The 14,895-nt window shown below is 46.4% G+C and carries 10 protein-coding genes; all 10 read right to left on the reverse strand.

Annotated elements, in window-relative coordinates:
• Positions 1-129: 129 nt before the first annotated feature.
• The 10 genes from D8S93_RS00910 to D8S93_RS00955 all read right to left on the reverse strand — a co-directional run bounded on the left by D8S93_RS00910 (position 130) and on the right by D8S93_RS00955 (position 14,663).
• Complete coding sequence (locus D8S93_RS00910; protein ID WP_005396733.1) at positions 130-1,542, reverse strand: phosphoglucomutase/phosphomannomutase family protein; 1,413 nt, start codon at positions 1,540-1,542, stop codon at positions 130-132.
• Positions 1,543-1,649: 107 nt separating this feature from the next.
• The gene (locus tag D8S93_RS00915) at positions 1,650-4,058 is read right to left on the reverse strand and encodes a GH36-type glycosyl hydrolase domain-containing protein (protein ID WP_152811631.1); all 2,409 of its coding nucleotides are present in this window, start codon (positions 4,056-4,058) and stop codon (positions 1,650-1,652) included.
• A gap of 84 nt (positions 4,059-4,142) precedes the next feature.
• Positions 4,143-6,062, reverse strand: coding sequence for a beta-N-acetylhexosaminidase (locus tag D8S93_RS00920; RefSeq protein WP_152811633.1), 1,920 nt, complete (start codon positions 6,060-6,062; stop codon positions 4,143-4,145).
• Between the two features lie 8 nt (positions 6,063-6,070).
• Positions 6,071-6,961 (reverse strand): N-acetylglucosamine kinase, encoded by an 891-nt coding sequence (locus D8S93_RS00925; RefSeq protein WP_152811635.1) that lies wholly within the window; start codon positions 6,959-6,961, stop codon positions 6,071-6,073.
• A gap of 2 nt (positions 6,962-6,963) precedes the next feature.
• The gene (locus D8S93_RS00930) at positions 6,964-8,703 is read right to left on the reverse strand and encodes a glycoside hydrolase family 9 protein (RefSeq protein ID WP_152811637.1); all 1,740 of its coding nucleotides are present in this window, start codon (positions 8,701-8,703) and stop codon (positions 6,964-6,966) included.
• A gap of 62 nt (positions 8,704-8,765) precedes the next feature.
• Positions 8,766-9,761, reverse strand: coding sequence for an ABC transporter ATP-binding protein (locus D8S93_RS00935; RefSeq protein ID WP_005394711.1), 996 nt, complete (start codon positions 9,759-9,761; stop codon positions 8,766-8,768).
• 48 nt (positions 9,762-9,809) lie between these two features.
• Complete coding sequence (locus tag D8S93_RS00940; RefSeq protein ID WP_005394709.1) at positions 9,810-10,793, reverse strand: ABC transporter ATP-binding protein; 984 nt, start codon at positions 10,791-10,793, stop codon at positions 9,810-9,812.
• 2 nt (positions 10,794-10,795) lie between these two features.
• A complete protein-coding gene (locus D8S93_RS00945) occupies positions 10,796-11,821 on the reverse strand; it encodes an ABC transporter permease (RefSeq protein WP_005394707.1) in 1,026 nt (341 codons plus the stop codon).
• 2 nt (positions 11,822-11,823) lie between these two features.
• Positions 11,824-12,810 carry an ABC transporter permease gene (locus D8S93_RS00950; protein WP_005394705.1) on the reverse strand — a complete coding sequence of 329 codons (987 nt, stop codon included), beginning with the start codon at positions 12,808-12,810 and terminating at the stop codon, positions 11,824-11,826.
• A 170-nt stretch (positions 12,811-12,980) separates the two neighbouring features.
• A complete protein-coding gene (locus D8S93_RS00955; RefSeq protein ID WP_005394703.1) occupies positions 12,981-14,663 on the reverse strand; it encodes an ABC transporter substrate-binding protein in 1,683 nt (560 codons plus the stop codon).
• Between the last annotated feature and the right edge of the window lie 232 nt (positions 14,664-14,895).

The raw sequence follows: 14,895 nt of genomic DNA on the forward strand, positions 1-14,895 counted from the left end.
CGAATCCATTCTCGATTTGTTGATACAAAAAAGCCCGGCAGTGATGCCGGGCAAGTATTCTTCCCCCTAGCGACAGCTTGAATTACATGACAAGCGTAGCCGAAGTGTTCGAAGCGGGCACAAGGTCAGTTATAAAGATAAGAAGTCTTTAAACTGTTGAAGAACACGTTCCGCAGTGTCCTTATCTTGCATTTCTGCAAAAATACGCAGTAGTGGCTCAGTACCAGAGAAGCGGGCGATGATCCAACCGCCATTCTTGAAGTAGACTTTCGCACCATCTTCGTAGCTGACTTTTTCGATCTCAAACTCAAACTCAGGCAGTTGTTTTTCAACATATATCTTGTTGAACAGGACTTCTTTTTGCGCTGGTTTGAATTTGCAATCACCTTCTGCCATGTACGCGTAGCCGTACTTACCGTAGATTTCATCTAGCAACTCAGACAATTTCTTGCCTGTTACTGAAATCATTTCAACTAACAAGCTAGACGCGAAGACGCCATCTTTACCTTTGATGTGGCCACGAATGGTTAGGCCGCCAGAGCTTTCCCCACCAATCAGTGAGTCATCCGCTTCCATTTGAGAACTGATGTGCTTAAAGCCTACTGGTACCTCAAAGCATTTTTCACCGTGGTCTTCAGCAATTTTATCGAGAAGATGAGTCGTCGCGATGTTACGTACCACGGAACCTGTCCAACCTTTGTACTCCAATAAGTAATAATAAAGTAGAATCAGGACTTCATTCGGATGAATGAAGTTACCTTTTTCGTCAATAATACCAAGACGGTCCGCATCGCCATCGGTACCGATGCCAATATCGTAACCTTGCTCTTTTACTAGGTGCATCAAACGGTAGAGTGTTGCAGCGCTTGGCGAAGGCATTAACCCACCGAAGTCTGGGTTTTTTCCATCGTTAATCACATCAACGTCACAGCGGCCGTTGATTAATACGGTTTGCAGTGCATTTTTTGCGACACCGAACATCGGGTCAATCAAAACGCGTAGGTTGGCTTTTTTGATCGACTCGATATCAATAAAGTTAATGATCGAATCTACGAATTCGTTCATCGGGTTGATAATTTGAATCAGCTTATCTTCAACCGCTTGTTCAAAATCGACACTTTTTACATCTTGTGCAGTGAGCGTATTGATTTGTGATTCGATTTTCTGGGTGATGATTTCATCTGCATCACGACCGCCTTCAATGAAGACTTTAATGCCGTTGTAATCGGCCGGGTTGTGCGATGCCGTAATACATGCCGAGTAAGCGCAGCCCATTTCCTTCGCTTTAAACATTACGATAGGCGTTGGAACAAACTTATCGATAAAGCTAACGACGATGCCGTTTGCTGCTAAAACTTCGGCAAACCAACGGCCAGCTTTGTCAGACAGAAAGCGTCGGTCATAGCCAATGACAAAGCCGCGATCAGCAACAGATTCGTTATTCGTAATGTTTGCAACTGCTTGAGCAACCAAACGAACATTATCTTTAGTGAATTCTTCACCGATGAATGCGCGCCAGCCGCCTGTACCAAATTTGATCATGATTCGAACCTCAATAAGGGCGGCAAGGCGCCGCGCCTTAAAATTTTTGCTAGCGAACCCAATGCACAAGCTAAAAAGCAAAAGTGCATTGGGACGTTTTGAAGCGATTAACCTAGTGTTACGATCACTTCGTTGACGGAACCTTCCGCTTGCACTGGTACAGATGCACCATTTACTGCTTCACCGTTCACAGTAATTGACTTAACGCCTTTGCTTACTGAATCAGGGTTCACCACTTTTATGTTGTACGTTGCACCTAGCCATTGACGAGTCACTTCGAAACCAGGCCAGTCAGTTGGGATACATGGATCGATAGTCAGGCCATCGAAGCCTGTACGCACACCAAGGATAAAGTTGGTAACAGCGAAGTAAGCCCAGCCAGATGTACCTGTTAACCATGGGTGGTTTGCACGACCGTGGTCTTGGTGGTCACGACCCATAATGAACTGAACGTATGAGTATGGTTCTGCAATACGTTTTTCGATGATGTCGTTCTGGTTGTATGGGTTTAGTGCATCGTAGAATTTCATTGCACGGTCACCACGACCCAGTTTCGCTTCAGCTACCCAAGCCCATGGGTTTGGATGCGAGAAGATTGCACCGTTCTCTTTTACGCCTTGGTAAACGCGCGTTACAAAGCCGATATCATCGTTTGGCGTAGCGAATGATGGCGAGTTTAGGTGAAGGCCGTATTCAGAGAATAGATTTTCGTCGACTGCGTCCATCGCTTTTTCGCCGCGCTCTTGAGATACCGCACCAGACAGCACCGCAAGCGTGTTTGACTCTAGGTGTACACGACCTTCTGCTTGTTGTGCAGTACCGATCTTGTCGCCATTTTTCGTCAGACCACGGATGTACCAACCGCCTTCGTCGTCCCAAAGGTGTGTTTCACACGCTTCACGCACGTTTGCTGCCATTCCCGTGTATTTTTCAACGTCGGCTTCTTTACCTAGGTATTTCGCTAGGTCGATGAACTCTTGCAGTGCCCAGAAGTGTAGGAACGACACCATTGAAGATTCACCACCTCCTAGGTTTAGACAGTCGTTCCAGTCTGCACGTAGACCTTTACAGATGCCCGTTTGACCCACGTATTCAGCTGAGAAGTCTAGCGCAGCTTTCATGTGGTCATACACGGTTGCATCACCGCCATCCGCGTAAGGAATCACTTCGTCGAAGAAGCTGTGCTCACCGGTTTCCATCACGTATTTACAGATGGTTGGTACTAGCCATAGGTGATCATCAGAGCAAGTGTCTTCAATACCGTGGATCTTATCTTCATCGGACGGAGTAGGAACAACTGTTGGAGACTTAGATGGTTTAACATCTGCTTTTTCAGGATCGAACCAATCAGGATCGAATAGGTGTAGGCCGTAACCCGCTTTTACTTGACCACGCAGTAGATCCACGATGCGCTTACGAGTCATTTTCGGGTTCGCGTGAGGAACGGAAATTGCGTCTTGCGCCGTATCGCGGTAACCAAGGCCAGTACGGCCACCGACTTCGATGAACGAAGCAAAGCGAGACCAAACCACACACGTTTCTGCTTGGTACAGCGTCCAAGCGTTGATCATCGTGTCTAGGCCTTCGTTTGGCGATTTCACTTGGAACTTGCCACAACGCTCATCCCAGTGTGCTTTGATATCAGCAAATGCATTGTCTACTTCAGCCAGGTCTTGGTATTTAGTGCGCAGACGTTCACCGTTGCCTTTACCGATACCCAGAATGTAAGCAAAACGAACTTCTTCACCTGGTTGGATAGTAAACTGCTTGTGCAGAGAGCCACAGTGGTTGTAACACGTTTGCGCGGTGTTAAAACACTTACCTTGCTCTACTGCTAGTGGGTTTGCTTCGTCGCGGTATAGACCTAGGAAGCTATCACGTTGACCGTCGTATGAATCTGGATCAAACGTTGACGCTAGGTAGTAGAAGCCTTCGAAATCGTTAGTGTTGTAGTACAGGTCGTATTCAATCACGCCTTCGTTGTATGACGTACCAGCAGAGTAGAGAGACATCTGGTGGTTTTGGTTATCAGATTGAATGTGGCTGAATGAGAACTCAACAAATGAGAATGCACTGATCGTACGCGGTTTGTCTGAGGTGTTCTTGATTACTACATCCCAAATTTCTGCATCTTCGCCTTTTGGTACAAAGAGCGTTTTGGTTGCGCTAATGCCGCTGTATTCACACTTGAATTTAGAGTACGACAAACCATGACGAACTTCGTAGTTCGCTTCGTCTAGGCTTTTGGCAACTGGTTGCCAAGAGATTGACCAGTAATCTCCCGTCTCATCATCACGTAGGTAAACGTAGTGTCCTGGGCGATCGAATGTCGCATTTGGACGGAACTTAGTAACACGGTTGTATTCTGGAGAGTTGTAGAACGAATAGCCACCTGCGTTATGCGAGATAACGGTACAGAATTTTTCTGTACCTAGGTAGTTGGTCCAAGGAGCAGGTACATCAGGGCGAGTAATGACGTATTCACGATTCTCGTTATCGAAATAGCCGTATTTCATTTGTGTCTTTCCTTTTTACAAAGCTGCGTCTGCAGCCAAAATTTAAAAACTCTTCAAGCGTGATGCTTCTACATCAGCTCTGTATTACTTCCACGGTTTACGGTAATTCACTCCCTGCAAATCAAGCAGCGGTAGGTGTCCTTTCAAACGTGATAAATAGTCGGTCCAGTCTCGGTGTTGTTTGTCTGTCCAACATGCTTCTGCCATTGCGGTTAAGCGCGGGAAGACCATGTAGTCCATACGAGACTGGTTGTTGATGATTTCACACCACAATGCTGTTTGAATGCCCCAAATGCGTTTACGTATTGGATCGTCGGCTGGCACTTCAGCGAGTGGTTCATAGTTGTAAGTTTTTTCTAGCGGCAACGGGTTAGCCCAATCCACGCCCGGTTCTTCTGGTGCGTAATCTTGGGTCATATCTAGGTAGGTGGTTTGTGCAGGTTGTAGCACCACATCGAAACCTTGGCGCGCGCAGTTCAACGCCGCTTCTTCGCTTAACCACGAATAGATCACTGTGTCTTTGCTGACTTTGTCGCCATGCTGTGCTTCTTCCCAACCCAGCATGCGCTTGCCAAGTTTGCGCAGTTTGTCTTCGGCATGACGCAAGAAGTGCCCTTGTAACTCTTTGTAGTCGCTGTAACCCAGTTGTTCCATTAGTGCTTGGCATGCAGGGCTTTTTGACCATACGCCGTTAGGTACTTCATCCGCACCGATATGAACATAAGGGGCAGGGAACAACGCGGATACTTCTTCCAACACTTTATCGATAAACTCATAGCTCCCCGGCAGAGCTGGGTTAATGACGTTGTCGTTGTAATGCTGAATGCTGCGGTATTCGGTGGTATCTTCTGCTTCTACCAATAGGTGTGGTAACGACTTGATGGCAGCTCGGCAGTGGCCTGGTACATCGATTTCAGGGATAACAGTGATGCCTCGTTTCGAAGCAAAGGCAACCACGTCTTTGATGTCTTCTTGAGTGTAAAAACCGCCGTAACGCTCAGCAAGGTGCGTGTACTGTGGCTCATTGGTTTCATCCAACCCACGCCATGCGCCAATATCGGTTAGTTGAGGCAATGATTTGATCTCAATTCGCCAACCTTCATCATCGGTAAGGTGCCAATGGAATGTATTGAACTTGTAGTGAGCCAACTGGTTGATCAAACGTTTGACTTGCTCAACGGAGTGAAAATGGCGAGCACAATCTAGCATCATACCGCGGTAACGAAAACGTGGTCGGTCTTTGATTGAACAGCAAACCACTTCCATTGAGGCTGGTTGATCGCCAACTTTGATCAGTTGCAATAACGTTGCACAAGCATGGGTAAAACCAGACGAAGAGCCAGCTTCAATTTTGATCGACTCTTCTGCTACCTTCAGCTTGTAAGCGCCTTCATCCAAGGTTGGGTTGCCTTTGAAGATGATCTGACTGCCATTGTCTGATGCGAACTCAAATTGATGAATGCGCTTAAGCTCTTCAAGTAACCATTCTTTAGCTGCATTGGCTAGGTTTGAATAAACCGCAACGCCAGCTTGATGATTAAAGCTAAAGCAGTGATCGCTGACTTCTATATGGTTTGGTTTTGGCAATAAAGGCTGCGCATGCGTCAAGCTGGAAGGGATCTCACTACGTTCACGGTACGGTGAAGCCAATACGATCGGCGTAACATCGACTTGAGCTCGCTGAAGGTTGCCGTTGACTTCAAAGTTGACCAAGGCTTCATTGAATCCATCAGAATAGTAACGGAATGGGTTCGAACCAATACTGAACTCGCAGTAAAAATGATGGTTAGCTGCCAGCACCAACCCTTCTGGTTTGAGGGTGCAGTAGCTGCCAATTTGCTTGAGCTGACCATTCGAAATACTATCCGGCAGAATGTAGCGATCAAAAGCAAAAATCAGGCTCCAATTGTGGAGATCTTGATCGCTCAAGTTATGGAAAGTCAGTCCGAAACGGCAGTTTTGCTTTTGTTCTGATAGGACGACGAGATCAACACGATATTCCATATCTACTCCTACGCCGCACTGAGCGAGTAAAGGTTATGTTCAGGCTTCCCTGCAAACATAATTGCGCCTTCAATCGCGTCAAACTGTGGTTCAACAACCCATTGCTGAACGGGTGGCGAAAGCCAATGTAAAATACGTTCAGCAATGCTGCCCATTAAACAAATACGCGTTGCGCCGCGCTTGTTTAATGCCACGAGAAACATTTCTATATCAGCTGCAGTTTGCTTCAGCATCTCAATTGCTAGTGCATCACCTTGTTCTGCATGTTGGAAAATTGCAGGAGAAAACTGGCCATAATCACGAGGAAGCGCTTGTTTAGACCAAGCCACCACGTTATCAACGTCATTTTCGAAATGCGCCATGACGTGTTGTGCTAGAGGCGTTTTCTCTCTGATGCCATCTTCTGCTAACAAAACTTGTTGAACTAGGCGAAGCCCCATCACTGCGCCGCCACCTTGATCCGAAATAGGGAATTCGCGACCACCGACAACGTGCTGCTCCAATCCTTTAAGATAGATGCCACAAGAACCCGTTCCTGCGATCATGATTGCGCCATCTTCGCCATTGTGTGCACCAACGCACGCGCCGTAAGCATCAGTATTAAGAGTCATACTGGCAAACGGATGAGGAAGAGACATAAAGGCTTGCCAAGATGCTTTGTGCTCAGCACCTGCAAGGGCTAAGCCGACATGCATCGATGTAAAATCTTGTTGTGTCAGGCCACCTTGCTCGGCAGCCGAAGTGATGGATTCAAGAATCGAAGCCATTGCAACTTCAGCACCTAGCATGATGTTGGCGCTGCCGCTTTTGGCCTCGCCAAGAAAATTACCTTGTGAATCTTTGATCCTGGCTCGACATGACGTGCCGCCACCATCGATACCGACAAAATACATCCCCATGATTATTGTTCCTTAATATTTTTAGAGGTTGCCAACTGAGAAATATGCTGAGCTTGACTCATTATCGCGAGTAAGTACCAAGCGCCATGCGGGATCCATTGTTCGCCCCAGCGCCAGTTTTGTAGCATGTCGTCTTTTTGTGCTGGTGGGTTAAATGCGATGTCTTCCTCGTCTTCAAAGCCGCCAGTGATTCCGTTACACACACCGCCTTTAGCGTTGAAGAAACCATATTGAGGAAGGTAATCAGGGTTGTTACGACCGTGGCCATCAAGCATGCACATGTCGTATGGGTTTAAGCCTACAATCCAGTTCAATGCATCTTGAGCAAACACGGAAAGTTGTTGCTGTATTTCTTGCGATGCTATATGCGGTTGAGCAAGATACGCCATGGTCGCGAGTGAGCCCAATCGAGCATTCTCGCCTTGCCACCAATAGCCGGATTCATTGTTGTGTGCGACAAAAAATGCATCGCGTTTTGACTCGTTTACGCCTTTAACATACTGGCGAGGGTAACCGAATGGGTTGGTCACTTTATTCGATATTTTGATCTCAAACTCACACGCTCGGTTAACGATGCGTTTTACCGATTCTGTCGGTACGGGGTCGTCTTCAATTGCTAGGTATTCGCATAGGGCAATAACGGGTAGACCTGCTTCGGCAGCGTGAAAGTATGGACGACTGCCGTCTTGGTTTGCTGACCAAAAGTGTTGAATCTGCTCGTCGCTCATTTGGCGGGCAACTAAGCGCTGTGCCCATAAACGGCTCTCTTCCAAGTAGCGAGTTTCTTTAGTGGCTTTAAACAGTTCTACACTAGCTAGTAGCGCACAGTATTCGTCGATAATGTTTTCTTCACCATCATTGAGGTACTGCGTATTGTGCTCTTTTAAGTGCCAGTAACCATTTTCAGCAGCGTTGCGGTATTTCTGTTGATCGTATTCTCCGTGAACACCTAAACGCGACGCCGCGGCCAGCGCTGCGATGGCGACACCGCCACCTTGTCGAAAGCCTGCTTGGTAGTCATCAAATTTGTGACCAAGTTGCGTTTCGTAGGCACAGATTTCTCGTTGCGCAGTATCTTTGCTCCACTTATCAAAGACCGTCATGTAGAAGAAGCCTTTTTCGTTTTGCATACGAACAAGGAAGTCTGCACCGAACAGGGCTTCTTCAATAAGGCGTGTACGTGTGAAGGCTGCAATGTCTTCGCTTCCTTCAAGTAATGAAAGCCCTTTTAGGATGTTCCAAACCACCATTGGGGTTTGTTGAGGGTTCAAATAATTAGCGTATGAAAGATGACTTAAATATTTGCTAACGTCTCCAGATGCGTCGTACCACCCTCCGTGCACATCAACCGTTTGGTTGGCGTTGAGCACTGGAACTTGTCGATCTTGTTGATCGAAAATTCCACCACAACGTTGTGATTTTAAGTAGTGGATCACATCCGACAAAGTTTGATCCAACAGAATATGTTCGCCAATGGTGAAAGAGGAAGAGCGCGTATCTTCCACTTGCAGGAAATAGTCGCCTGAATCTGTGAAAGGTGAAAAGTCGATGAGGTAGAAATAGCCCTGATGCCAGTTCGCCACTTTACCCTGTTCTTCAACCGCAAAAGTTGCCACGGTTTGCTCGCTAGTGGCACAAATCAATTGGGCAGTGTAAGAAGACAAGTGTGGTTGTTCGGTCTGGACAATGGCTTTCTTTGGGCCCAGATGTTCATAACCAATGTGGTTAGTCAGTAGCAGCATTCAATGTCTCCGGGAAACGATAAAACAGGAATGGGTCAGGCTGAACCTGACCCTCGTTATAATTAATCTTCAAATAAGTAACAGCGAACAAAGTGGTTCTCAGAAAGCTGAGTGACGCCCGGTAGTCGTTCGCGACATTTATCGGTTGCGTGTACGCAGCGTCCTGCAAATGGACAGCCGACTGAATCCGGTGTCCAAAGTGGGATTTCCCCTTTGTTGCCTTTCAGCTTCTCGTGAATAGACTTCGATGGATCAGGCACAGCAGATACCAACAGTTGCGTATATGGGTGTTGAGGATCGTGAATGATTTCCTCAGTATCCCCCCATTCAACCATGTGACCTACGTACATAACCGCGAGATCTTCAGCAATGTAACGCGCCGTTGCGATGTCGTGAGTGATGTAAAGCAGAGACATTTGTTTTTCAAACTTCATCTCTTCCATCAAGTTAAGAACACCAGCACGAATTGACACGTCCAGCATTGATGTTGGCTCATCTGCCAATACCACTTCTGCACCTACAGCGATATTACGAGCTAGGTTTACACGTTGACGCTGACCGCCAGACAGCTGATGTGGGAACTTTTGCGCGGTTTCTTTTGGCGGAATCAGACCAACTTGTTCTAGTAGGTCATACACACGCTCTTCCAGTTCCTTTTTGTTGCCTGGTGCAATCTTTTTATGGATCAGCAACGGGCGAGCAATGTGGTGAAAGATATTGTGTGTAGGGTTTAGTGAGCCAAATGGGTCCTGCCATACCATTTGTACGCCTTCACGGTATGTCATCAAGTCATGTCGAGAGGTAATATCTTGGATATCACGACCTCTGTATTCGATCACACCCTCTGTAGGGGCGTACATTTTAGCTATCATTTTAGCGGTAGTAGATTTACCAGAGCCTGATTCACCTACTACTGACAAACCGCGGCTCTTGTACATCTTGAATGACACGTCGTTGATCGCGCGCATTTTTGACTGCTTGATTGAGTTACTATTTAAAGGGAAGTCCTTAACGACATGTTTACCCTCAATCAGCAGTTCGCCGAGTTGTTTGCTCATAATTCTCTCCAGTGTAATTTTGTTCTTAGCTAGCGTTATTTTTTGTTGTTAAACCTTAGCTTGAGCAATCGTGTCGCCGTATAAGTGGCAATTTGAAAAACGACCAGGTTCAATTTGACGCAGCTGAGTTGGTACTCGTGTACAAGCTTCGTGGACGCGGTCGCAGCGAGCTTGGAAGCGGCAGCCTTGAGGAATCTCTAATAGATTCAAAGGGTTGCCTGGAATACCAGTTAATTTGGTTTTAGGACCAGTTAGTGGAGGGAAAGAGCTACCCAAACCTTTGGTGTAAGGGTGGTAAGGACTTTCCAGAATTTGCTTAGAAGGGGCAACTTCAATCAACTCACCGGAGTACATAATGCCGATTCGATCCGAGAACTCGACCATGAGTGACAAGTCGTGAGTGATGAAAAGGATCGAGAAGCCGAACTCTTCTTTCAGAGCATAGATTTTTTGTAAGATCTCACGCTGAACCACAACATCGAGTGCTGTCGTTGGCTCATCCATGATGATCATCTTTGGATTGAGAGCTAGAGCAATCGCAATGACTAAGCGCTGGCGCATACCACCAGAAAATTGGTGTGGGTAGTCATTCAAGCGGCTTGGATGAATATCAACGATTTCCAACAATCCTTCAGCGCGCTTTTTCGCTTGTTCACGTGTCATGTTGGTGTGGCGCATGATGACATCGCAAAACTGCTCTTCCATCGTAAGCACCGGATTTAATGCGTTCATAGCACTTTGGAACACCATCGACATCTCGCTCCAGCGGAATGATTGCATACGTTCATCGCTGTACTTAATGATGTCTTCACCGTTGAAGATGACCTCACCACCAGTGATGAATGCTGGCGGCTTATGAAGACGCATGAGCGAGAAAGCAACTGTGGATTTACCACAGCCAGATTCACCTGCCAGGCCAAAGACTTCACCTGGCGCAATGTCAAAGCTAACGTTGTTACAGGCGCGGACATCGCCCGCATCTGTGATGTAATCTACGCATAGGTTACGGATAGAAATTAGTGGTGCAGTCATGATTATTTATCTCCGCTCCATAGTGCATTTTGTGGTGCCATTTCAGGCGCGCGCTCTTTCTTGTCTTTCTCTGCCAGTTTCTTCCAGCGTTTCATGCCTTTGTGAGAACGAAGCTGTGGGTTAGCAATTTCATCAACGGCAAAGTTAAGTAGAGCAAGACCAGTCACCAAAAGAGTTAAGGCGATACAAGGTGCTAATACTTCCCACCATGCGCCAATCAACATTGCTGATGAGGTTTGCACGTTGTAGAGCATGATGCCCCAACTGATGGTGTTGGCATCGCCCAGGCCCAAGAACGAGATTACAGCCTCAGTATTGATAGCGAGCATTACTGAGCCGATGAAGCTTGCACCGACAATCGGGATTAGGTTTGGTAAAATTTCAACGAAGATGATGCGGAATGAAGACTCGCCCAATACTTCAGCGGCTTTCACAAACTCTTTCTCGCGCAGAGCCATGGTTTGAGAACGGACAACACGTGCGCCCCACGCCCAAGAGGTACCAGCGATAATCAAGGCAATGGTGAGTGGACCTGCTTCGCCAATAAAGGCTGCCAGTACAAAGAGTAATGGGTATTGAGGGATTACCAGCATGATGTTCATCGCTGCACTCAATATGTCATCCACTTTGCCGCCGAAGTAACCTGCCGAGATACCAATGACCGTCGCTAGGAAACATACGATGATGCCAGCACCAAAGCCGACACCTAGCGATACGCGAGCACCGTAAGCCACTTGTGACCAAATATCACGACCCATACGTGAAGTTCCCAGAACGTGATCAGCCTTTTTCGACATAATCAGCGTACGACGATCATCTGCTAGATTTTTAGCTACCCAGCCATCAGGATTATTTTGCGCTTGTTTTACGACAAAGCTAGGGTATTCGTGTGGATTACCGGTTCGCTTGTCTGGCGCATGTTTCGTAAGTAAAGGAGCTGCGATCGCAACGAATACGAATACGGTAACAATACCAAGACCGATTCGAGCGAATGAGTTACCTAAAATAAGTTTGAATAGTTCTTTCATGATTATTTGCCTCCCGTACGTAGGCGAGGGTCTAGAATCATGTACAGCATGTCAGCCATTAAGTTGAAGCACAGCATGAACATCGTCATGATAATTAACTGACCTTGAAGTACTTGGTAGTCACGAGCGTGAATTGCGTTAAGTAGCACGGTGCCTAAACCTGGGTAGTTGAAAATCATCTCGATGATCAATTGACCACCAATGGCCATACCCAAAGACATAGATAGCGCGGTTACACTTGGAAGTAGCGCGTTACGTGCGGCGTAATTGAAGACGACACGGTTCTCGCTCAGCCCTTTGCCTTTCGCCATCGTGATGTAGTCTTCGGCGAGAAGGTTGATCATGTTGTTACGCATATTGACGAGGAAGCCGCCGATCTGAACGATGGTTGCACAGAATAGAGGGAGTACTGCGTGGTAACCCACGTTTTTGATGAACTCCCAGCTTGACCAATCAGGGATAGTACCTGGCGTGTAAGCATAGCCAGATGGGAACCATTTTAGGCCAATCGCAAAGGTAAACAGCGCTAACATTGCGATAACCATCTGTGGGATAGCTTGAATGATCAATGTACCAGGCGTTACGAATGCATCGTACTTACTACCACGCTTCCATGCGGCAAAAATACCGAGTACAGAAGCGATTGAGAAAGAAAGTACAACCGCAGTACCAGCTAGGAAGAGAGACCAGCCAAATGCACTACCTAGTAAAGAGTTAACTGAAAGAGGGTAGAACTGGATAGATGTACCTAGCTCCCAACTTAGAATGTTTTTAATGTACGAAAAGTACTGAATGTAAATCGGCCCATCAACGAAACCGAGCAGTTCTTTCATTGCTGCGATTCGTTCTGGCGTCACCTGTACAGAAGCGTTAGCAAACATCATGGTAACTGGGTCACCAGGCATTGCTCGCGGAATAATAAAGTTTAACGTCGCTGCAACTAAGAGCGCGACAAGATAGAACGACAAACGTCTTAAAAAATAACCCATAACTCACACCTTACTCACCCAGATTTTTTCCCTGTTTCTGGTTTCAGGTCGCTCCTAGCGAAATTTAGAGCGAAAAATCCCCTGACGACGAGCGCCACATATTGGTTTCGTTAACAAGGGATTTTTATAGGCGGCACACGGGATGTATGCCGCTTGAAATGAACTTCTACTTATTTAACTGGTTTTAGGTCCAGTACGTGAAGTAGACGCTCTGGGATACCAGCCCAAATGTTTGGACGGCCCTTAGGATTTTCTTCGTTCCACCAACCAGTGAAGCGAGTTGTGTTGTATTGATACATGTACGCGCCAGATAGCACAGGAATGGTTACTTGGTCCTGAGCAATGATCTTCTGGATACCATGAGCGATTTCTAGCTGTTCTTGCTTATCAGCGGTTTTGTAGAAGCTGTTAAGAAGACCGTCTAACTTATCGTTCTTGTAGAAGTGCATTGCAAAGCGAGGCATACCGTCACCAGACTGTAGCTTCGAGTTGTAGCCGCTGTCCCAGTACAAGTGTGGATCCGCACCGTGGAAGTAGTTGGTGTAAGCAACGTCGTATGTACCTTCTAGCATTGCTTGGTTGTATACCGAGAAATCTGGAGTACGAGCACGTGCTTTAATGCCTACTTCTGCTAGTTGCTCAACAGCTAGTTGTACAGTGTTGTTAAAGTCAGTCCAACCGTTTGGCGATTGAATGAGAAGCTCGAAAGACTTGCCAGATGGTGTATCTACAAAGCCATCTTTGTTTACATCTTTGAAGCCTGCTTTAGCAAGAAGCTTTTTCGCACCTTCGGCGTTGTATGTGTTGTAACCTTTGTACTTGTTGTGCGTCTCTTCGTCAGACCAAGCTTCGAATGCGTAGCCTAGACCTGAAGCGAAGTCATTTACTGTACCGCCACCGTAGAATGCAATGTCGATAATCGTTTGACGGTCTAGCGCCATAGAGAACGCACGACGGAAGTCAACGTTAGTAAGTGCTTCGTTTTTCGCCGCGTCTGGGTTTTTGAAGTTCACTACAAACGCTTGAGTACCCGCTGGTGGGTACCAGTAGTGGTGATTCGGACTTGCTGCAGCGTAAGTGCGGTCGATGTCTGGTACGAATGAAGACGTCCAGTCCATTTCGCCGTTAACGATTTTGCCCAAGAATTGGTCGTTGTTCGCGATTTGTGGCACTCGTAGACAGTCTACATCTAGGTTATCAGCATCCCAGTAATTCGGGTTTTCACACTGAATGTATAGTTGCGGTGTAAAAGTGTCGATTTCGGTAAATGGACCACTACCTACTGGATTTTCGTTTGTGAATGTTGCTGGATCTTTCACTTTGCTCCATACGTGCTTAGGTACAACTGGTACTTTCGCAATTTCGTAAGGAACGTTAGAGTTTGCTTCGCTTAGACGGAATTTAACTTTGTAGTCGTTAACTTTCTCTACGCCAGTAACCCAAGAGTTGATACCAGATTGGTCTAGCTCTGGTTTCTCTTTAACTAGGTTGAAAGAATAAACTACGTCATCAGCGGTAAACGCTTTGCCGTCAGACCATTTTACGCCCTTACGAATATCGAAGGTCACGCTCATTAGGTCATCAGCCATGGTAAAGTTTTCTGCTAGACGAAATACTGGCGTGTTACCGTGCATTTCGTTAAAAACAACGAGCGGCTCGTAAATAAAGTCGGTTGTTGTGTGCAGGTTAGTTGCACCCAAGAAAGGGTTAAAGTTACGAACGAAAGTTGTAAACTCTTTAGGGTGGATAGTCAGTTCACTGCGTTCAGCCGCAGTAGCTACCGATGCAAAACCTGTAGTAGCCGTTGCAATAATTGCTGTTGCTAGTGCTGTTTTTTTAATATTGGCAAGCATAGCTGTTCCTTACTATTTGCTTTCATTTCACTAAATGGAATTGAATGTCATCAATTGATAAACACTCTCCAAGACCTACCTCTTGTTTATGCATTACTCATTACAACATTGAGTTTCGCCAAGAGTGGCCTGTAGGCCTTAGGCAGGAGTAAGAAAACACCTTATCCATAAAATAATCAAACTCGATTCTCGTTAAAAACGTTAAAATATCGTCACTCTCCGTTATAAACGT

This window comes from Vibrio sp. VGrn 2 (assembly GCF_009361695.1).
Taxonomy (GTDB): domain Bacteria; phylum Pseudomonadota; class Gammaproteobacteria; order Enterobacterales; family Vibrionaceae; genus Vibrio; species Vibrio diabolicus.